The organism is Sphingomonas sp. R647 (assembly GCF_020177055.1).
Lineage (GTDB): Bacteria > Pseudomonadota > Alphaproteobacteria > Sphingomonadales > Sphingomonadaceae > Sphingomonas.
The window spans coordinates 39,601-64,465 of the sequence record NZ_JAIQXT010000003.1 but is presented as its reverse complement, the minus strand read 5'-3'; the positions used below and the strand labels follow the sequence as shown (position 1 = coordinate 64,465).

The following is a 24,865-nucleotide window of genomic DNA, read 5'->3' as shown; positions in this document are numbered from 1 at the left end:
CCGATAATGGGGCGCTTAGCGGCCGGTGCGGCGCCGGAACTCCATAACCTCGAGAGGCTGGATCTTTTGCTGTGCCTCAGTCGTGCATTTCGAGACGTGTAATCTCTCGTTCCAGATTGAAGTGTGCCTGACTCTCGAGATGCCGAAACGCTGTCGTCCTGAAAATTTGGCGCTCGTTGAATTTCCTGAGGATTCCAGCGCGTGCGGGTCGGTAAACTTCATCTGGCACGAACGCATATTCCAACCTGATCTGTTCAGCATAGCGGTCATATGACCCGGCGCTCGAGCCGATGATGCCAAGGTCCAGATCATTGAAAGCATCCGTCAGTGGATCACCGCCTGTGTGATGCTTGCTGTCGAGGATCAGCCGGACGACAAGATCGATGTCGATATCCGGCGGGAGGTCCGCGCGGGCCTGATTGGCGGAACGCTCTTCGTTATCTGATGCGCGCGGATCATAGATGATGTCGTGCAGCCAGATCGCCGCGATCATTTCGCGGCTCGATCCGTCATAGTGACGCAGCATCTCCTTGACGTGGTTGAGGGTGTGATAGTGACGGTGAGGCTCGTGAAGCTGTTCCAGCCATCGCTGCGTGATCGCCTCGGACAGGCCGAGCAGCGCCAAACTCTCGTCGAGTGTCATGATGCGAGCCTAACCCGCCTACTCGTCCAACGATAGGCTTTGATGACTGAACCGAACGCGGTCGTGATTGCGTGTCCAGACAAAGAAGGTCACTCTCGTTCAGATGGGAGACACGAATGATTTGGGCCAGGAAACTCGTGCTCGTGCTCGGTTTGGCGCTGGGCATGGCACAGCCACAAGCATTCGCTCAGATCAATCCCACCTTGAGCGAGTCTGAGCGCGGCATCAAACGCGGCGATGGCGATGATGCTGCCCGCCATCTGCGGATCGAACAAATGCACGTCACGGCACATGTCATGGGTCGTACTGCCGATATCTCTCTTGAGCTGGTGATCGCATCCGACAATGACGATCCCTATTCGGCGACGCTTTCAATGGCGATGCCCCCCGACGCGGTGGTGACGGGCTATGCGCTCAATGTCGGCGCTGTGCTCATACCCGGCCAGCTCCTCGAACAACCCAAGGCCCGCGAAATCTTCGAGGACGAGGTTCGCGAGGACATCGACCCTGGCCTGGCCGAAGTCGATGCGGGGAACCGCTTCACCACCCGCATATATCCGATCGACCGCAAAAACCCTCGTCGCTTCCGCATGCTATTCACGGCGCCGTTTGACCCCGAGCGCGGAATCATATTGCCGCTGTCGCGCGATGCTCCGATCGGCGTCCTGTCGATCAACGTCACGATTGATGGATATGACGTGGCGCCGATCGTGCGCTTCGCCGGCAAGCCGACAAAGCTCGACCGCGCCGGCGCGAGCTGGACCGGAACCGCGCGTTTCGAGCAGGCAGTCATCCGTGATGGGCTCACGATTGAAGAGGGAACGCTCGCCAGGCCCTTGACGCTCGCACGGCACAGTGGCGGCGAAACCTTTTTCACGATCGCGGACCATTCTGATCAGGCAACCACCAAACCGAAGCCGGGCCGGCTGCGCGTTTACTGGGATCGCTCGCTTTCGCACGGTCGCGGTGCACCGAAACTTGAGGCAGAGGTATTGGCCCGTCTAGCCGACGCCACAACGCCTACCGCAATTGATCTGGTCACGTTTGCGAGCGACCGGCCCGAGATAACGACCGTGCAGAATATAGCCCAGCTGCGGGCTGCTCTGACAGCCGTCACCTATCGCGGCGCGACCTCACTCGCCGGGCTCGACGGGGTCTCGCTGCCGCCAGCGAGCCACTGCATTCTCGTTTTCGATGGTCAGGTGACGATCGACCATTCTGCGCCGTTCATGCCCGATTGTTCCTTGTCGGTGTAGTCGGCCGCCACCGATGCGGACGGAGCGCGGCTTGGCCGCATCGCTCAGGCATCAGGTGGCCGCTTTATCCGTGTCGTCGAAGGCAGAGCGGCAGAGGCGGCAGCGACGCTGGCGGATCGAGCGGTCACTCCCATCGCGGTGCGCGATTCTGCTGGCCGGCGCATCGCATTCCGCGCGCTTCCCGCCCGGTCTGGAAGTTGGCTCCTCGTTGGACGCTTGCCATCGTCAGGCGGGCTTCGTGTGGACCTCAGCGACGGTAGCCAGCGCCACTATGGTCTGTTGGCCGGCAAGACTGTTTCGGCAGACGCTCCCGCTGCCTTGTGGGCGGCGCAGGAAGTGCAGCTGCTCGGCGATGACCCTGGCCGACACCAAGCCAAGGTCGACCTCGCCCGTCGCTACCAGGTCGCCGGCCCGGCAATGGCGTTTCTAGTACTGGAAAGCCCGGATCAATATCTGCGCGCCGATATTGCACCGCCCGCCGGTTTTTCGCCCGAGTGGGTGGAGCGATATCTCAAGGAGAAGCGCGAAGACGCGGTAGAAAAGGCCGATGCCCGCAAAGAGCGTTTCGCATTTGTGATAAAGGCATGGCAGGAGCGCAAGTCATGGTGGAGCCAGCAACGCTTCGCTCGCCGACCGAAGGCACGGCCCGCTGGAGAGATCCTGCCGGCGGCTTTCTTGCCACCGCCCCCACCTCCCGCGTCGGTTTCATCACCGATGGCGGTGGAGGAAAGTGCTGGCGAGGTGATTGTCACGGGCATGCGCAAGGAAGAGCTTCCCCGCCCCGAGTCCGGACGGTCTGCAGCCGGTAAGGCAATCAAACTCGACCTCGACGATATGATCGCCAAGCGTCCTTATATTGTCGCGCTCAATGCTGCGGCTGCTCCCGTCCGATTGAAGGTGATGGCGGAACAGGAACGAGCCTATGGCTCGGTGCCGAGCTTCTATCTCGATACCGCCGAATGGTTCCGGCTGAAGGGGGACGCGGGGGTAGCCGAACAGCTTCTACTATCCGCTCTCGAACTTCCGCTCAGCGACGACGAGACGCGTCAGATCGTCGCATTTCGGTTGGAACGCGATGGGCGCTACGACCGAGCGATCGAACTCGCCGAACGTCTCGCCGCCGCGAACGCCGAGTTCCGTCCCCAGCCGATACGAGACCTCGCGCTCGCACTGGCCGCACGCGGTCGCGCCAATGGCACTTCTGGGCGGGCTGATCTCGAACGCGCGTTCCAGTTACTCACGGATGCCGCATTGAACCCGGCGTCATCGGATTTCGACGGGTTTGAGGTCATCGCACTGATGGAGGCAAACGCGTTGATCGCCGATATCAACGCAGCAGGTGGCCGCTGGACACTCGACGACCGGCTCGTTGCGTTGCTGGACACGGACGTGCGTATCGTGATCGCCTGGACTGCCGACGATGCCGATATCGACCTATGGATCGACGAGCCCGGCGGCGAGCGCGTCTATTATCGCGATACGCTCAGCAGCGCTGGCGGCCTGATTTCAAATGACATGACCGACGGTTACGGGCCCGAGGAATATGCCATTCGTCGGGCTCCGCGCGGCACCTATCGTGTGCGTGTCAACGGCTATGACGCGGACCGGCTCAATCCCAACGGTCCGGGCCATGTCCTGGTGCGTCTGATCCGAAATTTTGCGCGGCCCAGCCAGACTGAAACACTCGTCGATGTCGACCTCTCGTTTCAACAAGGACGGGACCGTGACGAAGAAGAGGAAACCAAACCAATCGCGACATTGACCGTCGGTCGTTAGTCCAGCGACAAGCGGTCAATTGCAAGGAAGGGCCGCGACCAATGGCAGCTTGCAAGGTCACCAAGCGCGCCGTTCAACGGCAGCCATTGGGAGCGCCTAGCAGCCATGAGCGCGTGTGTTGAGCTAACTTCAACTGAACTTCCGCAGCTTGCACACCAACGCGCGCAGCCCATCGACCGGAACGAGCGTCGCATCTCCAAGCTTCACGATCTCGATATCGACCGACGCGATCAGTTCGTAAAATTTCGACCGACCGATGCCGAGCATCCGGGCGGCCACGGGAATGCGAACCGTCAGTGGTTTTAGCGACAACGGCGCGTCGATGGCGAGCGGTGTTTCGAACAGATCAGGTTGGCTTGGGCGGGACATCCCGAAACTCCTCTCGATGCGGTCCGGTCTCGAGCCAGCCGCTGCCCCTCGGCGGCCAGTTCACATCGATTATCGGCATCAAAGCATCCGGGCGCCACGGGCTATCTGCACGCCACGCCCGCCTCTTCTACGCCATTCCCGGCCTAGGCCGACGGCGGCGCCCGATCGGCGCGCTGTTCATCGCGCCAGTGTGGTCCGGCAGCGTCGCAGACTGGCGTAGGTTGCCATCGCCTTAGCCCTTGATTCAAATAGAGAATTCAACAGAGGCGACGGCAGCCGATGGTTAGCGCCGTCGCAAATTCACGTTCAAAAACAACCATATGCGCACCGACCGACGGCGGCGCCTTTATCTCGCAATCGTAATCCCCCTCCCGAGACCCCTCCGACCCGCTCCTCAAGCGATGCCCCTCACCCGAGCAAACGGCGACTCGCGGCGCCAGGCACTCGGCTCCCACTGGTCATCGCGAGCGCCGATCTCGGCCTGCCGAATCTTGGGGAAATCGACGGGGTCGAGCCGCAAAGCGGCGCGCTTTCACCGTGCCGGGAGGCGCAAGAATTGACGCGAGAGATGGACGATCAAGCGCGGCCTAAGCAGCAGTCGCGAGTGTCTCGATCCGCTGTTCGCAGGCCTCGCGAACGAGCGTCTGCAGCACCGAAATCCGCTCGGAAATCCACTCCAATTCTTCCCCAGTGATGCGGTACGAACGCGAGTAGCGCGCCTTCACATAGGCGTCGCGCAGCAGCGAATAGCAGCGCTTCTGGACACGGGTGTCGCGTGGCCACACCGCCTTGAGCGATGGCTCGAGCTGCTCGGCCATGTCGCGCAGTCGGTTCAGATTATGGGTCTTCGGGCTGTAGAGTGTGCGGACCAGAAACAGGCAGTGGTAGAAGCGCTCGGTCGCCTGATGGAGAAGAAAGGCAGCTAGCTTTCCCTTGCCTTTGCCCAGCGCATCCGTCGCGCTTTCAAGGAAATCCTCAGCGCTCTCGAACCACTCCTCATAATAATCCCGCGTCTCCTGCAGCGCCTGTTCGGGAGACAGCGGCTGCGGCTCGACGAACGCAGATCCCGGCTCGTCAAACAGGACGATGCCCTCGCGCAGGATGTCCATGAAGAAGTAGCGTCCAAGCCGCAGCTTCTCGTTCACGTCGTCGATGTCGTGGTAGATCAGGCTCACCGGGGTGCGCAGGATCTGCCCCGCCGATAGCTCCTCAAGCAACTGCGCCTCGGCCTTCTCCCAGTAGTCGGCGATGTCGGTGAACTCCTCGCGGTTGACCACCACGAGCAGGTCATAATCCGAGAAATAGCGCCCGACGGGGTCCTCGATCCAGTCGCCGCGCGCATAGCTTCCGAACAGGATGATCTTGAGCAGCTGGCCGCCGCGCGTGCGCACCTGGGTGCGTCGCGCGGTCGCGAACGCGAAGTGCTCGCGCAGCACGTCGACCACGTGCGCCAGCTCGCGGCGCTTGCCTTCGGGCAGATGGTCGAGGTCGGTGTTCATCGCGCCAGACTCGCGCTTTGAGCATCAAATGCCAAGCAGATATGTGCGCCGATGGCGGGTCTACGACCCGTCATCGGCGTTGGTGCAGCGCATGATGTGCAGCATGGCATCGGCCATCGCGCGCTCGACTTCGGCAACGGTGATGCCGAGTTCGTCCGCGATCGCAGTGTAGTCCATGTCACTATAGCGGTGCCGATCGAACACCGCGCGGGGCAGCGGTTCGATGGTCGGCAGCGCACCCGCGATGCGCAGCGCCAGCTCCGCAACCGACCCTTCCCGCGCGCGCGCGGTCACGACACCGCCCCCTCTGGCGCGAATGCCAACAGGTAGTCAGCGGCCTTGCTGGCCGCACTCGCGGCCCGGAAAATCGCGCGCTCATCATCACGTAGCACCGCAAGCCATGAGCCGATGTAATCGGTATGCCGCACGGTCGGCGCGATCGCCAGCGACGCGCAGACGAATGCGCTCGCCATCTCCGCGACCAGCTCCTCGCGGGCATAATCCGCACTGCCGAACCCGCCGCGCTGGTTACGGTCCAACCGGCTGCTGTGCCCGGTCCAATGCCCAAGCTCGTGCAGCGCGGTGCGATACCAGTTGATCGGCTCGCCGAACGCTGCCTGCGGCGGCACCGCGACATAGTCGCCGCACGGCGAGTAATAGGCCTCACCTCCGCCAACCCGAAAGTCCGCGCCGCTCGCGTCGATCAACGTCCGAACTTGCGGCAGAATATCGACCTCGTTCTGCACCTTTGACAGCTCGGTAAGCTGCTCGGGCAACCCCTCGCACTGCGCGACATTGAACACCGTAAACCGCTTCAGGAACGCCAGCTGCCGCGCCTCGCGATCCTCGTCGCGCGCGCGTTCCGCTTCATCCTTCGGCGTGAAGCGATCGGCATAACAGACGGTCGTGCCCCGCTCGCCCTTGCGCACAGTGCCGCCCGCTACCTGTGCCTGCTTGAAGGTCAGCCAGCGCTGCGATGCATAGCCGCCCTCGACCACCGCAGCCCAAAGGATCAGCACATTGATCCCCGAATAACGGCGCCCGGTGACCGCATTGGCGGGCATCGCGCACCCGCACGAAGCCGCATCCCAAGGCTGTACCCAAGGCAGCCGCCCTGCCTCCAGCTCGGCAATCACCCGCGCCGTCACCTCGGCATAGAGGCTCGCACGCTCGTTTCCGATCTTCATCGCTCCTCACTCCTTCAAACCACCGCAACCGGCGCCGGAATGGCGGGGGTGGGCGGCAGGAGCGGACCGGCGATCCCGCCGACAAAGGCGGGCCGCACCCGGAGGGCCGAAACGAAGAGAAGGACCCCGGCACAGCCGGGGTTGCGGCACGCCGCGGCGGGTTCAAAGAGTAGCGACGCCCACCTCCGCCAGATCGCGCTCGGCGCGCCAACGCCACCGCGCCCAAGCGCGGTGACCGCAACAATCGGCGCGCAGCGCCGCCCAGCTCCAAAGAGCTGCACAAACACGCACTCTCGAATCCGGACGGCCGTCGCGGCGGCGTGCGCGCGCGACTGTGCGCCAGCCGCCGCCGCGCCCTCCGGCCGGATCGAGCGTGCCACGCGGAAAGCAAAGGGCACTGCGGACCCTGGCGGCTTCGCAGAAGTCCGCCAGCGCACGCTCATCGACAATCGCGTTCCGCTGCCGAGCAGCGCCCGGCCCGCGTCACGCGATCCTCACCCGAATGGGCCGAGACGCACAGCGACTCGGCGACGCGCCAGCGGTGTAGAGCGCGGTCACGCCACGCGTGAGACGCCCTGATACTTGCCCCCTCAAACGACCAACTTACGCCAGAGCTCGTGTTTGCACGCTGGCACCGCACAAGACCCTCCTGACACCAGAGAGGATCTGTTCAGAGGCGAGGATTCCCGCCCAAATTGCCTCGGGGGGCACCAGTCAGACGCAGACAGTGCAAGGAAATAGCAATGCAGACCGAAACCCCAGACCGCATCCTGCGGATCAACACCGTCCTAGATCGTACCGGGCTCAGCCGCTCCACAATGTACCGGAAGATGCAGAATGGCACATTCCCGAAGAACGTGCAGATCAGCACGCGCTGCGCCGGTTGGCGGGAGTCCGCGATCGACGCCTGGCTCCGCAACCCGATGTTCTATCGCGTCGAAGATTGAACGCCGGGCCTGTTAGTCAAAGAAGAATAGCAGCGCGATCGCGATCAGCCCAAAGATGGGCAGAGCGCGCTCAAACGGAAGCTGCACATCCGAACGCTTTGTGGCGGAGTCGGGAACACCCCCACCATTGCGCCGCTTCAATTCGTCGCGATGGATCTTCGCCAAGGAGATCCCAGGATCGCCATGTGGTGCAAGGCAGTCAGGCGCACCGTAAAGCTGCGGCACCTCGCTCAGCAGGTCCTTCTCGAGCCCCTTCGCTGCCTCCGCCCGTTGCTTCAGGCTCGCTCGAAACTCATCCGCATTCTTCGGCGACATCACAGCGCTCCCTCTCCGTACAGGCGCGCGATCTTCGAAAATGGCTCAAGGGTGATCGCCGCCCGCATCGCTTGATAAATAGGCTGGGGTGCTTATCGACCTGTGAACACGCGCCCCGCGAACACCCGGCAATCAGCGTTGTAGGACTTTCGGCCGCTTAGCGCCCTAGTACTGGTCATTACGGCCGCACGCCACTTTGCCCAAAACCGGTCACCAGAAACGCAGCTGTAATGTCGGCTTCGGGCATCAGCGAGCGGGCCGCTCTATGGCTGAATGTGAGTGGGAAAGGGTCCCGTCTCGTTTGGGGCGATGACATGGGATAAGCGGCCATTTGTTCACACTGGCCGGCGCCACCTAAATTGAACCGAGACTGTATACCGCCTTCGTTATGTGCAGCTTTCGCGAAATGACGCACTCGAGCAGCGTCGAAAATCAGATATTTGGCGAATACTGATGGGCGCCAATGAATTGTCAGACGATTAGAGGTCACGAGCGTTCAAAGCTGGGAAGCGCCCTAATCTTGGTGACCGACCCACTCTGGGGTCGTATCCGGAAGGGCAAGAAATCGCGGTGCTTGCGGAAAAGCGTCCCTTCAGGTTTCGACCCCTAGGCGGTCGTTCCCGACTAACCGGCAGCTCCCCGATTGCGGACATTCCGCGACCGCCGGTGCCCCAGAAAATTGGGGTTCGGTTTGCGTAAGCGCGCCTGCATTTGTTCGTTTTGCGCCCCTTTATCCGTCGGGTGCAAAGAACGCGAGGACCCGCGCGTTCGGCGGTACCGCAATTATTCCGACGCAAGTGCTTGGGGGGGCTTGCGCAAGGCTAGCGCGATCACAACCCCCACCGCGCCCGCCACGATCCCAACGATTCCAGCGGTCAGGAACGCGCCCTGCATTGATCCCGTGGACTGATCGAGAACGTGGACGAGCCTGGGAGACTGTGACTGCGCGAGGAAGAATGCGGCGGTCCAAATGCCCATGGCCCGGCCGCGATGCGCAAAGTCGAACTTCGAGTGGGTCCATGCCAGCAATGTCGGTACCGCCATGCCAGCCGCCGTCTGCTGGACGATGACGCCAGCTGCCATTGCACTCGGTGTTTCAGCCAGACCGATCGCCGCCAGCCCTGCCCCCAGCAGCGCGAAGAATACCGCAAGCTGGAGCGCATAGCTGCGATTAGCGAGGATACGGAACAGGACCGCGCCGACCAGAAAGAACAGAGTTGGCACGACGATTAGCTGCGCATAGCGATCGGGCTCCGTCACACCAACCTCGGCGAATGCAAGGGCGCCGTTGATGATGAACACGTAATAAAGCATCGCAGCAAAGAATGTGACGAGTGCCGTGAGAGCCGCACTCCGCCACGGAAAGGCCGTCTTCGCGACAGCCTGCTCGGCGGATTGTTCGTCAACCTCCGCTTTCTTGGGTTCGAACAACCACACCATCATTGCCGCCCAGATGGGGATGGCGGCGAGGTAGACGAAAAAGACCGCGTTCCACTGCAGCTTGCTCGCCTCGCCAACGCTCAGCCCGACGAGCCCGCCAAACACGGGGCCGATCAGGCTTTGGAGGAACAGCCAGTTCTTGCGGCCCTTGTCGTCCCAATAGTCTGCAATCAGGGTGTTCACGACGGTGAGGATGACGGCCTCAGAGATGCCGAGCAGCAGGCGGGATACGTAAATCTGGTCAAGGCTTTCGAGGAGCAGAGGGACTGTGCCGAACACGGCGTAGAACGCGGTCGCCACCAGTAGCAATTGCCTGCGCCCGAATTTGTCGACCAGCAGCCCGCTGAAGGGAGCAAGGACGGCCATGGTCAATCCGGGCGCCCCGATCAGCGCCGGAACCTGCGCACGGGCGTCGGGGTCGTTCGCAAAATGCGCGATGAGCGTGGGCACTGCCGGGCCCATCGCGACAATGGCGAGCATCGGCAGGAAGCCGGCAAGGACGACGACGATGCCCTGCGGTTTTAATGGAAGTCCGCGCCAATAGGCCGCCAAGTTCCACATCTCGGCCTCTCCCCAATATCGATCGGCGGGCTCTGTAATATATTAGTGCATCCAGTTCAATTCCGGATGTGAGGGTGCAGACCTTCGGATCCGATGTGACCGGAGTGCTGCGCGGCGTGTGAACCCCGAAGGCGGCGATGGAGCGCGCACAACGATAATTTGACAAAATCAGAATGATGATACTAGTTTCGGTTCATACGCGCTTTGCCGATGGCTTGCTTCGGTGGAAATGCCCGATTTTCGTGGTGCGCCGGTCAGGAGAGGCAGACCGTTGCATCATGGACGATCGAACGGGCTCGCCGTTTCGGAGCGTGGTTGAGCCGCTACGCAGCACGGCGACCGCACTTGCGTCGCGCGAATGCCGGCGACGTGACGGACGCCGATTGCAGCTTCGGCTCGCCAAGCCGACGTTGAGCAATAATATATCAGTGGAGTGAGATTAGATGGCTGCGAGAGTGAAACGGGGCGTCAGCCTCTACAGTTTCCAGGAAGAGATGTTCCTGGGACAGATGACGATCGAGGACTGCGTCGCATTCGCGGCGTCGATCGGCGCCAAGGGGATCGAAATCCTCCCCGAACAGAACATGCCGAGCTTCCCGAACATCGACGACCGGCAGGTCGCATGGTGGAAGGAACTGATGGCCAAGCATGGGACCGAACTCACCTGCTACGACATGTTCCTGGATACCAAGGCCCGCAAGGACCGGTTGATGACAGATGACGAGCAGGTCGCCTCTATTCGCCGCGACCTCGTGCTCTGCAACCGGCTCGGCATCCGCAACATGCGCGTACTGGTTTTCGTCCGTCCCGACATCCTCGAGCGGTGCGTGCCTTATGCCGAGGAGCTCGACGTGCACATGGGCGTGGAGGTTCATTCACCGTGGCACATGGAGCATGCATGGATCCTGCGTACCGTCGAGGTTGCGGACAGGCTTGGCACCAAGCATCTCGGCCTGCTGCCCGACATGGGCATTTTCATGAAGCACTACCCGCCGGTCTACCGCGACCGGTTCATTCGCCAGGGTGCTCGCCCGGAGGTCGCGCAGTTCATCGTCGACCAGCACGAGCAGAAGATCATGGCCGAGTACACGATCTACGAGGTAGCGGTGAAGATGAAGGGCAATCCCGCCGAGGTACGCATGGCCGAGACCCTGCGCCATCATCCTTACGCCAACCCGAAGCGGATCCGGGACTACATCCCCTATTTCCGGCATATCCAGGCCAAGTTCTACGAAATGACGGAAGATGACCGCGACCCCACCCACGCCTATGATGAAGTGATCCGGGAGCTAGTCGCCGGGGGATGGGACGGATACCTCTCCAGCGAATATGAAGGCAACCGCTGGATCCAGGACGTCCAGGTGGTCGACAGCCGAGAGCAGGTGCGACGGCAGCACCGCATGTTTGAACGACTGATTGCTCAAGTCGAGGGAGCCCGCTGATGTTCGACAAGTACCTGATCGTGGACGGCAGTCTGCGCAATGTCGGCCCGGCTGACGCGCCGAGCGGCTTCGCATTCGAGGCGAAGCTCGGCTATTATCGTGGCCTTGGCCTGTCGATGGTGGAAGCGCTGGATGTGACCGTCGACGGTGAGCCGATCCCGCCCGAAGCGATCCGCTTCGATGAAGGCAATGGACCGCTCAGCCTGGACGAAATGGAAACCGCGTTTGACCGGCGCTGGCCGTTTGGCGCTTCGGCGACGATCACCGTTGAGCGCAGTGGCGGCCTTGCGCCGGGAGAACATCAGCTGGGATTCTCTCAGCGGCTTCGCGTCTCCTACATGCCGTTCCCTTCGGTCAATTCGGACGCAAAGACGCTCTCGGTCGCGTGACCATAAGCGGCGGAGCGGGCACCATGACTAAATCTGGAAATGGTGCCCGCCCGTCTTCTAATCCGCTCAAACGCACGCTGTTTCGACGCGCTTTGCCTCGTCTTATGAGGGGATACGCGTTATCTCGATAAGCTCTACGCCGGGCGCCGGCAGACGGTTTTGAATGGTGACAGTGGCGCCCTCGCCCTCCTGCGATCCAAGCATGTCTCCATTGTGCTGTGCATCTGCGCGATAGCGGACCACCCTGTAGCGGCCCTGCCCCCAGGGCAGATCGCTGACATCGAGCGTGTAGCCGGTATATCCCGCACTCCTGGCGTCAACGCGCCTGGGGGGAACGTTCAGCGACATGTTCACCCGTTCAGTGCCGATTGGCACCTGGAACTCGAAGACATCGCGATCACGGGCGATCAGATAGGGGTCCGGGATGGCATAGTTGGCAATCAGGATTCGAACGGTGTTGCCGTCCTCAGTGTGGCCGGCCAGCACCGCAAATCCGTTTTCATCTCCACCCGAAACGGCGAGACGTTCCGTCGCGGCCAACGTTTGCCCGACCAAGCGAAACGCGCCCGTTCGCGCGTTCTCACTGCCATCGGGTTCGAAGATCCCGGCAGGATCCCTGAACTTATAGTGAAAATCAGCCCCGGTATCGGCGCGAAAGAAGATCGCTTGGTCAACCGCCGAGTCCTGCATGTAAACGGCGGCAACCGCGATAAAAGCCGCATTGTCAGCGTCCTCGAACTTCGCCGTCGGAATGCCCGTCATGCTCCAGTAGGAGAGCAGAAGCTTGGTATCGCTGAAGCCGTACTTGTCGGCGACCGCGCGGACCTCTGCTGCAATCGTCCGGAAGTCGAGTGGATCACGCGAGTTGTCGCCGTACCACATCCAGGACAGGAAATCCAAAGGCAGCGACTGTTGTTTGATGAAGTCCAGTAAACCTTCGCGGAACGGGCCTTCATTCAACGGAAATGCGATGCAAGGGCCGCCGAACTTCAGGTCCGCGTCGACACGCTTCACTGCCCGGGCGGCGGCCGCATACATTTGATAGAATTGATCGGACGTGCCGGAGAAGTGCAGGTTCCCGAAATCGGGCTGATCCCCAAATTCCCAATGCGTGACGGCGTTTTCGAAGCCATTGCCCCACCCACATACGTAGTGGCGCACGATATTCTCGACGACTTGGCCATATTTCTCCAGGTCACGGACCGGCTGCTTGTTCGCCGGGATCTCACTGGCGATGGTGAAAAGAATGTCCGCTCCGAGCGAACGCACTTGCCTCACCCAGGAATCGGTCCCGGCGAAATTGTAGTTCGCCGGATCGCTCGGGTCGGCCGACCAGTCGGGAAACAAGCTCGTTGGGTTGTCGACCGTGTCGAGCCTCGACACCCAGTCGTAAGACCGGACGAGCGTTACACAGGCAGCCTTCCACGCATCCAGAATATCGGGAACGCTGTCTGCGCCTGCTGCCGGTGCTGGGATGCCCGTAGTGCCGTGAAGCTTCCGCATGGCACCAATCGAAGCGCCCGCATGGACGGACAGCTTTGCAATATGATCTGCAGCCATCAGTAATCGCTTTCCAGAATGCGGTGGACGTAATCGAGCGCGGCGGGCTCCTCATTCACGAGATGCGCGAGACGTCGGTCGAGAGCATCGGGGGTCGCGGAATCGAATTCCTCGTGCATCATCTGCAGCGAGGTATCCCACACGGTTTTCACGCGCGGATACCGCCTGGCCATGAACTTGGTTTGCACGTCGTAGAGCGTGTCGTCGCTCCGGAGCAGCTGAGCAAACACCACCCCGTCTTCGATCGCCATCGCGGCACCCGATCCGAGATAGGGCGTCATGGCATGCGCGGCGTCGCCCATGATCATGACCCGCCCCCGGTGCCACGGATATGGCACCATGACGGTATCGAGCGGTGTGTAGGCGACGTTGGCGGCAGTGCGCAGCGATTCGATCTCCTCGGCCATGAACACGGAATCGCCCATCATCTCCCTCGCCCTTTGATGCATGAGCTCCGGGAACGCGGCGGGATCGTGACGCGGACGACCTAGCTCGTGATGCGTGACGATCACGTACATCATGCCGCCAGCCAGCGGGACGAAACCGACTTTGCCGCCGAAACCGTGACAGAATATTGCACCCTTCAGCGTTTCGGGGGCACGCACCGGAGCCCGCCAAGCCACGCCGCCGCTGCGCGTCGGGACGTACTTCTCTCCGAACAAATACCGTCGAATACTCGAATTGATGCCGTCAAAGCCGATCACGAGATCATAGCGGCGTGACGATCCGTCGCTCAACTCCACCGTCACGCCGTCGGCGTCTTGCTCGATGTCGACCGCCGTCGTCGACATCATGATCGTGCATCCAGCCTCCAGAGCGTGGGCACTGGCCATCTCCAGGAAGCCCAATCGCGGCAATTGAACGTTGCTGGGCATGCCGTCCAACTGGCGACCATATGGAATATCGACAACATGACGGCCATTCCGGTCGTAATAGGAAAGCGGCGGCGTCGGAAAGCCGAGGGCGAGCGTCGGTTCCAGCAACCCAATCTCGCGCAGAGCCCGCAGCCCATTGGTCCGCAAGCCCCATCCGACGCCAGGGACTGAATTGTCAGGCTTGATTTCAATGACATCGACCTCGACGCCGATCCGGGCAAGCGCGATCGCTGTGCACAGGCCGCCGATGCCCGCGCCGACAATGAGGATCTTTTTTGACCTTGGCATTTCGCCCCCTCCCAAATCTTCGAGGCGTGCAAACAAGGACTGTCAGCAACACCGAACCTTTCGTGATATATCACGGTTGCACGCAGACGCCGTTCCGGTCAAGCGTTGCGATCTTGTCAGTGCGCTCTGGCGGAGGCATGGGTTGCGACGGCACGGCGCCGATTTGGAGCAGCTTGATGACAGAGCGCAGTACGCAAAAACAGTCGCTCTCGGACCAGGCATATGCCATTCTTCGGCAACGGATCGTGTCGTTGAAAATGCCACCCCGAATGCGCTTCACCGAGCGAGAGATATCAGAGGAGACTGGTTTCGGAGCGATGCCCGTGCGTGAGGCATTGGATCGCCTGAACCACGATGGTCTCGTCGAAACGATCCCCCGCCGCGGCTACCGCGTGGCAGGACTTACACTGAAGTCGGTGGATGACTTTTTCACAGTCTGGAGCGCTGTGTCGCCGTTGATCATCCAGCTGGCCCAGGAACGGATGACACCGGAGCAAGCGACTGCATTAACTGCCATCCAGCAGGAGCATAGGCGGGCAGTCGGGAAAGCCAAACTCAACCCGGAAGACTGGATACGGCTCTCCCGGCACCGCTTTGATCTGCTTGCAGAGGCCACTCGCAATCCTCCGCTCCAAGCGATCTACCGTAACCTGTCGGCAGAGATGGACCGGATATTTCACTCGATCAGCCGCCACAAGGAGGACGTCCGCGCGATCTTTGACCTGGCGACGCGGTTCGACAGTGCGATCCCGTCGGTCGAGGACGCGAGTGAGTTCATCCGGATCAGCCGCGAGAAAATCGCGGAGATCATCATCGAGAAGGGATTTGACTACCCGCAGGCTGGCTGATCGCCTCGGCAATACAATGCCGACCAACGGTACGCCTCCGCCCCCCCGACGCCGACCCCTGTCATCGCGGCGCGGCGACCACCCCTCAATCGTAGATCGGGCGCAATTCCTTATCGAGGTGGTAGCGGGTCAGCGCCATCGAGGCGAGGAGATCGGGCGAGCCGTCATACTCGATCGACATCCAGCCCTTGAACCCGTGCTGCTTGAGCAGCCGGTACAGTCCCTTGAGGTCGAGCTCACCCAGCCCCGGCTCCCAGAACCAGCGCGTGCCATCGTCGGCAATCTCGGGATCGCACGCGTATCGGACACTGTCGGGTTGGCGCGCCGAGCCGGTATCCTTCAGGTGAAAAGTGCTGATCCGGTCATGATAGTCATTGTAGAAGGTCAGCAGGTCTTCGCCCATGATCGAAATCTGGGCCGTGTCGATGCAATAATGCACCAGCTTCGGGTCGGTCGATTCGATCAGCTCGCGGTGATTCTCGATATTGATCGCGCAGAAAAACTCATTGTGCAGGCCAATCTTGACGCCGTGATCGGTGGCATAGCGACCGATCTCGTTCATCACTTTCGCACATTGCTGAACCTCGTCGCGGCTCAACGGGCCAGTGCCGCAATAATTCTGTGTCGGACAGGTGTTCATGTACGTGCCGCCGAATTTGACGATCGTGTCCACCGCCTCGCGGCCGGCACGGACAGCTTCGTCGAAATGCCCCGCGTCATGCGAGGCATGGGCGCCATGAAACATGCCGATCACCTCGACCCCGCGCTCCTTGGCGAAGGCGGTGAAGTTCTCGGGCGAGCCGAACAGCGGCAGGATATCCGCCAGATCCCAGGGCGCGATCTCGATCCCGTCGAAACCCAGCGCCGACTGGTATTTTAGGATCGTGTCCCAGTCCGAGTAATAGGCGGTGTTGGTCTTATCCTCATAATAAAATTCGCGAAAATTGTCGATCTGCCGATACGGAATGGTCTTCCAGTGGCACATGTTGGCGTAGCGGATATTGGGCATGGCGAAGGCTCCGTCCGGCTTAGTTCTGTAGTTTGTTAAGAAGGGCACGGGTGCGCAGCAGCGCGCGGAAGGGATCGCGCGTCTGGCGGGCGCTGCACACGACCGGGCCGGCATAACCAAGGCGATCGAGCAGCCCAACGATGCTGGCCAGATCGACATTGCCCGTACCCGGATCGCAGAACACCTGCGTCGCGCGATGTGTCGGGAATTCGGGGTTCGCGCTTTTCCACACATCGCCCGTATCGACGAACTGCGTATCGGTGAGGTGCACACAGCCGATGCGGCTCTGCTGCGCTTTGATGAACGCCGCCGGATCGACACCGGCGATCGTCAGGCTCGCCACATCGACATCAAGCTTCACGCTGTCGGGCAGCGCGTCGAGCAAGGGCAGGATGTCCGCGCCGCGGAACAGGCTCCAATATTCGTTGCGCAGCACCAGCGCGACGCCCGCCGCGTCAGCCTGTTCCGCAAGGCCGCCCAGCAACTGGAGGGTCCGCTTGGTAAAGGTCGCGCGCTTCGCCTCGAGATCGGGGTGATAGTGCGCGACGCGCCCGTAATAGGGCGACGGGCTGATCGCGAAATAGTCCGCCCCCAGATCGGCGGCGTGCGCCAGCGCCTCGCCCGCGAAATGCCCGCTCGCGCCAAAATAGAAGTCGAGATTGTCGTTGCGCATGAACAGGTTGGGGTCGAACGTCACGCCGGTCACCTGTTCGATGCCGCTGTTGGCCAGCACTGCCCGGTAGTTGGCCGCCGACTCGTATTTCGTGATGATGCAATAGCGGTTCATCGGAACGCCGCTGCGCCCGCCGAACTGCCAGACGGGCTCATAGGGGATCTCGATCGCGCCAAACCCGCTCGCGCGGATCAGCGGATAGAGTTCTTCCCAGAAATACCGGCTCTCGAACCGGTTGCGGTTCGGCTCCTGATAGTGGCGGTTGATCAGGTCCAGACTGATCGCAATCCGATCGAGGTTCATCGCGTCATCCATCTCAATGATGCGCCGTCGGCGACGGCGGTTGCAGGCTCGGCCCGGCGGGCGTCAGTCGGCGAGAATCCGCTGCGACAAGGCCAGCGACTCGCCCATCGGCATGGTGGGGAAATACTCAAGGCCGATGGCGCCCGCGTAGCCAAGGTCGCGCAGAGTGCGTGTGACCCGGGGCCAGTCTAGGCTGCCGGTGCCAGGCTCGTTCCGGTCGGGCATGTCGGCGACCTGCACATGCGCGACGAGCTGGATGCGCCCCGCCAGCACCTCCGCCATATCCTCGCCCATCACGGCGCTGTGCCAGACATCGTATAGCAGGCGCAGGTTCGGGCTGCCCACCGCTTCGACCAGATCGAGTCCGAGCTTGGTGCTGACGAGATACATGGTCGCGAACAGCTGCGTGTTGAGCGGCTCGAGCAGCAGCATGACGCCCGCCTCCTCCGCCGCATCCGCCGCCGCGCGCAGGGCGGTGACGGCATTGGCAAAATGCTCTTCCTCACTCATGCCCTCGACCCGGAAGCCGGAGGCGACGATCAGATTTGGCTTGCCGAGGATCGCGGTCGCGGCAATCGTCTCGCGCACGGCGGTGACCATCGCCTCGCGTTCGGCCGGGTCGACGATCGAGCGGCGCGGATCGACGCACAGGCTGGTCAACCGCACGCCAGTTTCATGAAGCGCGGTGGCGAGTGCGTCGATCGGCTTATCGCGCCACAGGTGGAACTCGGCCAGCGCAAAGCCGGCCGCCTTGGCCGCCCGCACGCGCGCATCGAGTTCGCCAGCGTCGACAAACTGCCATTCGATACAGGAGGATAATTGATACGCCGCAGACATAGGATCCCTTCCCATTCCACGGCCCCGTGGTGCGTCACGCACTCGTATGCCTGGCGGGGTTGATCCCGCTATTTTGTAATTCCCCCGATACGGAACTCCGCAAAAAGATCAAGGTCAGAAAGCGGCATAGCCCTGCCGCCGCTTCGCAAGCGCGCCGTGGATATCGCAGATGCGCCCGATTGTGCTCGACCGGTCGAATGCTGGGGCGCGCTGCGACAACCCTTTCGGTTTCACGCCGCACATAATGGCGCAAACGAGCACCCATGATGGCGATGATATTCCTATGCCCGGCGACATTTCTCTCCACCCTACGCGACGTAGTCTGCTTGCTGCGGCGAGCGCGTCAGGCGTCCTGCTGATGGCGGGACAGGCCTTGGCGCAGTCGAGTGAACCGATTGCAGTAACCAGTCATGGACGGCTGCGCGGTCAGCGACTGGCAAATTGCATGGTGTTTCGCGGCATCCGCTACGCCGTCGCCGAACGGTTCCAGCCGCCGCGTGCGTCGGAACCGTGGAGTGGGATTCGCGACGCGCTGGCACCGGGGGCCAGCGCGCCCCAGACCAATGCCAACCCGCCACCCGGCCCACCCTATGTCATCCTCGCCCAGCTCCCGCGTCCGGCCGGCGCGAAGGCGCCGGCTCCGCTGCCGGAGAACGAAGACTGTCTGTTTCTCAACGTCTGGACGTCTGCGCTGAACGACGGTCGCAAGCGGCCGGTGATGGTGTGGTTGCACGGCGGGTTCTTCTACGGCGGAACAGGGTCCACGACGGACGGCAGCGGAATCGCCGGACGGGGCGATGCCGTCGTCGTCAGCCTCAATCACCGCCTTAACGCCTTTGGATATACGCATTTCGGTGATCTGGCCGGCGGCGAATTTGCCGAAGCAGGCAATGTCGGGATGCTCGATATCGTCGCAGCGCTGCGCTGGATTCGCGACAATATCGCAGCGTTCGGTGGCGATCCTGAACGCATCATGGTGTTCGGCACGTCCGGCGGCGGCATGAAGACCAGTTTCCTGATGGCCAGCCCCCCGGCACGCGGCCTGTTCAAGCGCGCCGGGGTGCAAAGCGGGCCCGGCCTGCGCTTTATGGAGCGCGATGCAGCAGCGGCCGTGACCGAAAGGTTGCTCCGCGAAGTGGGCCTGACGTCGGCCAACGCCGCGGATCTCGCCAAGTTGCCCATGGCCAGGTTGCTGGCCGGGTATCACAGCGTAGCCAAGGCGATGAAGCCCAGCCGCTTTATCGACCTGCCCTGCTTCGCCCCGGTCATCGATCCCAAATGGCTGCCGCATCATCCCTTCTCGCCCAAGGCGGCGGCGGGTGCGACTGATGTCGCGATGCTAATCGGCTGCAACGCGCAGGAGATGAGCTTCTTCTGGGGCAATGATCCCGAAGCCTTCACGCTTACGGACGCCGGCTATCGCGACCGCGTCCGCACCTTTGCAGGCCGTCGCACGGATCGGCTGCTGCGCAGCTATGCGCGCGCCTATCCGAATGCGACAGCGGCGCGGCGCTATCTCCAGGCATTTTCCGACTATTCGCTCGCGCTGCCCGTCACGGCGCAGGCCGATCGGCACGCTCATGCTGGCGGAACGACCTATGCCTATCGGCTAGACCTGCAGAGCCCAGCCTTGGGCGGCAAGCTTGGCGCGCTACACACACTCGAAAGCTCACTCCTGTTCAACACGCCGGAGGCGGGTCGAGCGCTGCTCGGGCCGGGCGATACGCCGGTGCGGCTGGCGCGCCAGATGAGCGAGGCTTGGGTACGCTTTGCCGCGACCGGCGACCCCAACGGGACCGACCTCCCACACTGGCCGCGCTACGATGCCAAATCACGGGCGACGATGCTGTTCGATCGCGAGACACGTCTTGCGTATGATCCCAATGCACTGGCGCGACGGAAGATGGCACCGCTGCTCGGCGCTTGAGGAAGCGGCGACAGCACTACGCCGCGATGCATCCGACAGCGAACAAATCATAAGGAGAGAGCGATGAATTTGATGCTGAAGGCTGTACTGGTGCCCCTTGCGGTGGCGAGTCTGACCGGCGCACCGTCCGCGCAGCACCGCGACGCCGGTGCCGGATGCGATCGCGTGTGCCTCGAAAAGATCGGCGACCAGTATCGTGCCGCCTTTCTGGCGCATGATCCGTCCAAGGCTCCGATCTCGCGCCGGGTGCGCTTTGTCGAGAATTTCGTCGAAATGCCGTTCCCAGACGCGACCTGGGACACGGTCACCCAAGAGGTCGGCCCGGCACTCACGCTGTCCGACCCGACCACCGGCAACGTCGGCATCTACACGCGGATCGTCCAGAACGACACACCCGGCTATCTCGCCGTGCGGCTGAAGGTCGAAGGCGAGCAGATCACCGAGATCGAACATCTGATCTCGACCAAGCGCAACCTGTCGGCACCGCCGACTCCAATCGCCGATTTCGACAAGTTCCAGCGGTCGCCACATCTCGACAAGGCAGTGCCGAAAGCGAAGTGCCGGCCGCGTGCGGAACTGGTCCGCCTCGCCGACGGCTATTTCGAGACGTTGGAAAACAATAACGGCGAGATCCGCGGAACGCGGTTTTCACCCGATGCGACGCGCACAGAAAACGGGCTGAACTTCCCCGAGATCGAGAAGGGCTTCAAATCGGGCCGCTATCTGTTCAACGAGCGCGTGCGTGATCGCGATCATTTCCTTGTCGACGAATATCGCTGCATCGTGATGGCGCGGGGGTTCATCGACCACAAGGGCGTGCTGGATCAGTATACGCTGACCGATGGTACGCCTGCGCGCTCCATCTTCCGTGAGCCGCACAGCTGGGGCCTGCTCGAGACTTTCAAGCTGGAGGACGGGATGATCACGGGGGTCGAGGCGGTGTTCATCGCAACGCCTTATAACATGCGGTCGCCTTATACCCAGAACCCCGACGTAATCCGCAATCGCGAGGCGAAATATTCCAAGAAGTGACGCGTTCCGCCCCGGGTCGTACCGGGGCGGCGCAGTGTTTCAGGGCTTGGGCTTGCGCGGGTCGATCTCCCCCAGTTCGGGATAATAGACCGAGCGGTTGGACAGCGATTCGTTATAGACTTCACGCTTGGAATACAGCCACTTGCCGTCTTCCTTGACGTAATATTCGACGACGTGGCCGAAATAGAGCGGCTGCACGTCCTTTTGCGGCGTGCGATTGGTCAAGGCGAACCAGTAAACAATACCCTTCCCCGTCTTGCCGCCCTTGTCGATCGTGACGTTGTGGTTCAGCACGAAATGGTGCGTGCGCTGCCGCGAGGTGGCGTCCGGTGCGATGTTGCTATCGCTCATCCGCACACGCCATGCGGTCAATGCCTTGCGGATCGCCTCACGGCCGTTTTCGACGCCGCCGATCCAGTTCAGCGTCGCATCCGTGGCAAAGCAGTCGGCGTAAGTGTCGGCGTCCAGCGCGTCGAACGCGATCATCAGCCGGCTGGAAAGATTGACGATCTCGGCCCGCGCTACGGCGTATTCCTCCGGGCTGACCTGCGCGGCTGCCGGGGTGGCGATGCAAAGCGCGAAGGCGCTGCTCGCGACAGCGGTGATTTTCATGTCTCTCCCTTTCATCTGACCCGTGTGACCGGCCTGGCATCGGTGCGGCGCTGGCAATGAAACGTGGATGTCCGCCGGTCCGTTCAAGCGGCTGAACCTAAATCGTCGCAGCGCAATCGACCCATCCAGCAGCGCATGGTCATTTGGCTAGCCACGCACCGCGGCAAAGTAAAATTGTGATTACAATTTTATTGACAGGATACCTCTCAGGGTCTTCATAATCGGCCCCAAGCACCCGGCCAAAGCAGCAGGGTGCATTGTCGAGAGGGATGCACGATGGCGGGGCTTAGGGAACACTCGACAGATGTCGTGCGCAAGGCTGAGAGAGCAGCCTATTGGCGCGAACATATTTGGGCGAGCCTCGGCGACTTCGACATCAAACCGAGCGACGAGCAGTTTCGGGCTTCGACGACCATGCGCCACGTCGGCGAATTTACCGTCGCCCGTGTTACCGCACCCGCACATGCGCTGAGCCGCAATCACCAGCAGGCGCGCGGCGATGACCGCCGCCTGTTCAAGCTCGTCGTCCAGCATGAAGGAACAATTTTCCTGGAGCAGCGCGATAAGAGGGTGGCGCTGAAGCCGGGCGACTGGACGCTCTACGACATGACGCGGCCGTTCAAGTTTCATTCGACCGAACTGACGCGCCAGTCCGCCGTGCTGGTTCGCGCCGAGGATCTGAACCTCGCCGATCTCACGCCCTACTCGCTGCGCCTCTATTCCGGTGCCAGCGGCTATTCGAGCATGCTGCGGTCGGCATTGACCACTGCAGCGTCCGATAATAGCCGCGCTTGTAGCGAGGGCGATATCGGGGTGATGATCGCGCGTCTCGCACGGCTTGCGCTGCTCGAACATGGCAGCCACGAAGTGCGTCGGACGAGCCGGGAGGTGATGCGCGAGCGGATCGAGGGATATCTTGACCTCCATCTGCGCCGCTACGATCTGTCGATCGACACGGTGGCGCGGGGTCTGAATTGTTCGAAGCGCTACTTGCACAAGATCTTTCTCGATAGCGGGTGCACGCTATCCGAGCATATCCTTCAGCGCAGGCTGGAGGCGTGTCGGCGCGATCTGACCGATCCGGACAAGGCCGAGCAGTCAGTGACCGATATCGCCTATGCGTGCGGTTTTAGCAGCCTCGCCTATTTCAGCCGGGTCTTTAAACTGGCCTATGGCGAGAGTCCGCGCGACTATCGCGCCATTCACGGCGGGATGCCGATCAGAACCGTTCAGTAGAACGAATGACAAAAAAAGGAGCCGCGGCGACACGGGTGTCGCCGCGGCCCCTTTCCCCCTTTTTTTTAGGCGAACGGCAGCTCGCCGTTTTCGACCCAGGTGCCGTGAACCTGTGGCGCGGCGCGGAAGGGCAGCAGCACCCGCCCGATCGGCCCGTCGGCCAGGCGCTCCGCATCGGCGATGAGCAACTCAGACCGCATTTCGGCAAAGTTCGACGCGACACCGATCAGCCAGCCTGACCCTTCGTCACCGCCCTTGCGCGGAATGAAACACGCTTCGGCGAGGCTGTGCGTTTCGCCGGCAAACATCGATACCATCTGGCCCGCCTTGACGTCGAACCGCCCATAGCAGTTCGTAACACGTCCTTGCAGGTTACCGCCCTGCGCGACGTTGAACGGCTTGGACGGGTCCGTGAAGCCGGTGAAGACATAACGCTGGTCCCGGGTGAGATAGCGACGGTCGATCGCGCCGATGTCCATAATCGGCGTCGGGAACAGGATTTCCTCGGTCCACCCGTCATGCTTGGACGAAAGGTCGAACGTCAGGCGGCGGAGATAACCCTTGGCTTTAGTGCGGTCCCACGGGCTGTTGTCGACATTGGTGAAGAACGGGAAGAAGTTGCCGTCGTAGAACGGCGCTTCCATGATCACCTTGTTTCCAACAGTGCGCGCGTGGAACGTGTGCATCATGCATCGCAGCGGTCCGCGGAACCAGCGAATGTCCTTGCCCTCCGCGCCGCGCGGAAGGATGCCGATGTAGCTTTCCTTGCTGTTGTCCCAACCCCAGTGGATCTTGCCGGCCTTCAGCCTTTCCGGACTGGTGACATAGCCAGCGAACGGGAAGATGATGTGCTTCTCGGTCAACGCGATGTCGTGCATGATGCTGACATAGGGCACCGTGAAGCGGGTATCGTGGGTCACGCGGCCCTTTTTGTCGATCGTCGCGACGTAGACCTCGTCGCCGGCCAGCCCGTTCGCCTCATTGCCATAGGCGATCATCTCGCCGGTGTCGGAATCGACCTTGGGATGTGCGGTGAAATGCGGCCCCTTGTACTTGCCGCCGAAGTTCCAGCGGCCGACTGTCGCCAGCGTGTTGGGATCGATCAGGTGAGGCAGCCCGTCTTCCTTAAGTGCCATCAGACGCCCGGCAAAGGCGAAGGGCGTGGTGTTGGCGACGGTCCGGTCGAGCCCCTGCACGGCGGGGTCGTCGGTATAGGGGTTGCGGTAAAAGCCGAACTGCTGGCCGCCCGCCTTCAGGTTCGCCTCGAACCGGGGGGTGCGCACGAAGCGGCTCTTGTAGCTGACCCGGCCATTCTTGAACCGGAAGCTGCTGATATGGCCATCGCTGTTGAGAATCGCGTCATTGTCGAACTTCGGCGGATAATACCATTCACCGCCCAGTCGGACAAAAGCGCCGTCGAGTTCCGTCGGGATCGATCCCGACGTTTCGCAGTCGAGGACATCGGCCTCGAAGCGTTGCGGGGCAAAGAAGCCCTGCGCGGCCTTCATCTTGGAAAAATCAACCATGGTGAACTCCTAGCCCGCCCGACGGGGACGGCGATCCGTCAAAGGAAATGGCCCAGCCGCATCAGGCTTTCCGTGTCGGGCGCGAAGCGTCCGGTTGCGGTTGGGGGGTGGTAGGGCTTGTCGCGCCCGGTCGGATCGAGCCAGGGCGCGTCGGCGTGAAAGCCCACCACAGGCGCGCCGCCGAGACGCGGGAGCGCCGCGGCCTTCACCGGGAGCGCAAGGGCGGCGGCGCCCCCCATCGCCGCGTGGGCGAGCGCGCGGCGGGAGATTGGCAGAGCGCCAACAGGTGCATTGGGATCGTTCATCACTATCCTC

24 protein-coding genes are annotated in these 24,865 nt (G+C 62.0%); 9 read left to right on the top strand and 15 right to left on the bottom strand.

The genetic code is table 11. The features are described 5' to 3' along the window. Positions 1-76: 76 nt before the first annotated feature. Positions 77-643: a hypothetical protein gene (locus tag K9B35_RS07335; protein WP_224921181.1), complete on the bottom strand. Its 567-nt coding sequence runs from the start codon at positions 641-643 to the stop codon at positions 77-79. Positions 644-759: 116 nt separating this feature from the next. Here K9B35_RS07335 and K9B35_RS07330 point away from each other — a divergent pair, with 116 nt between their 5' ends. Together K9B35_RS07330 and K9B35_RS07325 are read left to right on the top strand one after the other, a co-directional pair. Continuing rightward, a complete protein-coding gene (locus K9B35_RS07330) occupies positions 760-1,899 on the top strand; it encodes a VIT domain-containing protein (protein ID WP_224921180.1) in 1,140 nt (379 codons plus the stop codon). A 240-nt stretch (positions 1,900-2,139) separates the two neighbouring features. Continuing rightward, a complete protein-coding gene (locus tag K9B35_RS07325) occupies positions 2,140-3,675 on the top strand; it encodes a YfaP family protein (RefSeq protein WP_224921179.1) in 1,536 nt (511 codons plus the stop codon). Positions 3,676-3,804: 129 nt separating this feature from the next. Here the strand turns inward: K9B35_RS07325 and K9B35_RS07320 are convergent, their stop codons facing one another. The 4 genes from K9B35_RS07320 to K9B35_RS07305 form a co-directional block, all read right to left on the bottom strand. Beyond that, entirely contained in the window at positions 3,805-4,044 is a 240-nt protein-coding gene (locus K9B35_RS07320) for a helix-turn-helix domain-containing protein (protein ID WP_224921178.1), read from the bottom strand. 587 nt (positions 4,045-4,631) lie between these two features. Continuing rightward, positions 4,632-5,543: a HEPN domain-containing protein gene (locus tag K9B35_RS07315; RefSeq protein ID WP_224921177.1), complete on the bottom strand. Its 912-nt coding sequence runs from the start codon at positions 5,541-5,543 to the stop codon at positions 4,632-4,634. Between the two features lie 60 nt (positions 5,544-5,603). Beyond that, positions 5,604-5,837 (bottom strand): sigma factor-like helix-turn-helix DNA-binding protein, encoded by a 234-nt coding sequence (locus K9B35_RS07310; RefSeq protein WP_224921176.1) that lies wholly within the window; start codon positions 5,835-5,837, stop codon positions 5,604-5,606. Beyond that, positions 5,834-6,730 (bottom strand): ArdC family protein, encoded by an 897-nt coding sequence (locus K9B35_RS07305; protein ID WP_224921175.1) that lies wholly within the window; start codon positions 6,728-6,730, stop codon positions 5,834-5,836. The genes K9B35_RS07310 and K9B35_RS07305 overlap by 4 nt, the downstream gene beginning before the upstream one ends. Positions 6,731-7,473: 743 nt before the next feature. On the opposite strand from K9B35_RS07305, the gene K9B35_RS07300 reads away from it, so the two are divergent. Then, complete coding sequence (locus tag K9B35_RS07300; RefSeq protein WP_224921174.1) at positions 7,474-7,677, top strand: helix-turn-helix transcriptional regulator; 204 nt, start codon at positions 7,474-7,476, stop codon at positions 7,675-7,677. A 12-nt stretch (positions 7,678-7,689) separates the two neighbouring features. Here K9B35_RS07300 and K9B35_RS07295 read toward each other — a convergent pair whose 3' ends face one another. Next, positions 7,690-7,992, bottom strand: a complete 303-nt coding sequence (locus tag K9B35_RS07295) for a hypothetical protein (RefSeq protein ID WP_224921173.1) — start codon at positions 7,990-7,992, stop codon at positions 7,690-7,692. A gap of 783 nt (positions 7,993-8,775) precedes the next feature. Beyond that, entirely contained in the window at positions 8,776-9,993 is a 1,218-nt protein-coding gene (locus K9B35_RS07290) for an MFS transporter (protein WP_224921172.1), read from the bottom strand. A 443-nt stretch (positions 9,994-10,436) separates the two neighbouring features. On the opposite strand from K9B35_RS07290, the gene K9B35_RS07285 reads away from it, so the two are divergent. Together K9B35_RS07285 and K9B35_RS07280 are read left to right on the top strand one after the other, a co-directional pair. Further along, positions 10,437-11,435: a sugar phosphate isomerase/epimerase family protein gene (locus K9B35_RS07285; RefSeq protein ID WP_224921171.1), complete on the top strand. Its 999-nt coding sequence runs from the start codon at positions 10,437-10,439 to the stop codon at positions 11,433-11,435. Next, a complete protein-coding gene (locus tag K9B35_RS07280) occupies positions 11,435-11,824 on the top strand; it encodes a DUF6379 domain-containing protein (RefSeq protein ID WP_224921170.1) in 390 nt (129 codons plus the stop codon). Before K9B35_RS07285 ends, K9B35_RS07280 begins: the two co-directional genes overlap by 1 nt. A 102-nt stretch (positions 11,825-11,926) precedes the next feature. Here K9B35_RS07280 and K9B35_RS07275 read toward each other — a convergent pair whose 3' ends face one another. After that, complete coding sequence (locus K9B35_RS07275; RefSeq protein ID WP_224921169.1) at positions 11,927-13,384, bottom strand: GH39 family glycosyl hydrolase; 1,458 nt, start codon at positions 13,382-13,384, stop codon at positions 11,927-11,929. After that, the gene (locus K9B35_RS07270; RefSeq protein ID WP_224921168.1) at positions 13,384-14,547 is read right to left on the bottom strand and encodes an FAD-dependent monooxygenase; all 1,164 of its coding nucleotides are present in this window, start codon (positions 14,545-14,547) and stop codon (positions 13,384-13,386) included. Before K9B35_RS07270 ends, K9B35_RS07275 begins: the two co-directional genes overlap by 1 nt. Before the next feature lie 176 nt (positions 14,548-14,723). Here K9B35_RS07270 and K9B35_RS07265 point away from each other — a divergent pair, with 176 nt between their 5' ends. Then, the gene (locus K9B35_RS07265; RefSeq protein WP_224921167.1) at positions 14,724-15,395 is read left to right on the top strand and encodes a GntR family transcriptional regulator; all 672 of its coding nucleotides are present in this window, start codon (positions 14,724-14,726) and stop codon (positions 15,393-15,395) included. Between the two features lie 85 nt (positions 15,396-15,480). Here the strand turns inward: K9B35_RS07265 and K9B35_RS07260 are convergent, their stop codons facing one another. From K9B35_RS07260 to K9B35_RS07250, 3 genes are all read right to left on the bottom strand, one after another. After that, a complete protein-coding gene (locus K9B35_RS07260) occupies positions 15,481-16,404 on the bottom strand; it encodes a sugar phosphate isomerase/epimerase family protein (protein ID WP_224921166.1) in 924 nt (307 codons plus the stop codon). Positions 16,405-16,423: 19 nt separating this feature from the next. Then, a complete protein-coding gene (locus K9B35_RS07255) occupies positions 16,424-17,380 on the bottom strand; it encodes a sugar phosphate isomerase/epimerase family protein (RefSeq protein ID WP_224921165.1) in 957 nt (318 codons plus the stop codon). Between the two features lie 63 nt (positions 17,381-17,443). Next, positions 17,444-18,217 carry a sugar phosphate isomerase/epimerase family protein gene (locus K9B35_RS07250; RefSeq protein ID WP_224921164.1) on the bottom strand — a complete coding sequence of 258 codons (774 nt, stop codon included), beginning with the start codon at positions 18,215-18,217 and terminating at the stop codon, positions 17,444-17,446. Positions 18,218-18,575: 358 nt separating this feature from the next. Here K9B35_RS07250 and K9B35_RS07245 point away from each other — a divergent pair, with 358 nt between their 5' ends. Together K9B35_RS07245 and K9B35_RS07240 are read left to right on the top strand one after the other, a co-directional pair. Further along, complete coding sequence (locus tag K9B35_RS07245) at positions 18,576-20,144, top strand: carboxylesterase/lipase family protein (protein ID WP_224921163.1); 1,569 nt, start codon at positions 18,576-18,578, stop codon at positions 20,142-20,144. 63 nt (positions 20,145-20,207) lie between these two features. Next, entirely contained in the window at positions 20,208-21,176 is a 969-nt protein-coding gene (locus tag K9B35_RS07240; RefSeq protein ID WP_224921162.1) for a hypothetical protein, read from the top strand. Between the two features lie 39 nt (positions 21,177-21,215). On the opposite strand, the gene K9B35_RS07235 is transcribed toward K9B35_RS07240, so the two are convergent. Continuing rightward, complete coding sequence (locus K9B35_RS07235) at positions 21,216-21,875, bottom strand: nuclear transport factor 2 family protein (protein ID WP_224921161.1); 660 nt, start codon at positions 21,873-21,875, stop codon at positions 21,216-21,218. Between the two features lie 189 nt (positions 21,876-22,064). Here K9B35_RS07235 and K9B35_RS07230 point away from each other — a divergent pair, with 189 nt between their 5' ends. Further along, positions 22,065-23,024 (top strand): helix-turn-helix domain-containing protein, encoded by a 960-nt coding sequence (locus tag K9B35_RS07230; protein ID WP_224921160.1) that lies wholly within the window; start codon positions 22,065-22,067, stop codon positions 23,022-23,024. Between the two features lie 65 nt (positions 23,025-23,089). Here K9B35_RS07230 and K9B35_RS07225 read toward each other — a convergent pair whose 3' ends face one another. Both K9B35_RS07225 and K9B35_RS07220 read right to left on the bottom strand, forming a co-directional pair. Beyond that, on the bottom strand, positions 23,090-24,550 hold the full coding sequence (locus K9B35_RS07225; RefSeq protein ID WP_224921159.1) for a carotenoid oxygenase family protein: 1,461 nt from the start codon (positions 24,548-24,550) through the stop codon (positions 23,090-23,092). 38 nt (positions 24,551-24,588) lie between these two features. Continuing rightward, positions 24,589-24,855: a hypothetical protein gene (locus K9B35_RS07220; protein ID WP_224921158.1), complete on the bottom strand. Its 267-nt coding sequence runs from the start codon at positions 24,853-24,855 to the stop codon at positions 24,589-24,591. Between the last annotated feature and the right edge of the window lie 10 nt (positions 24,856-24,865).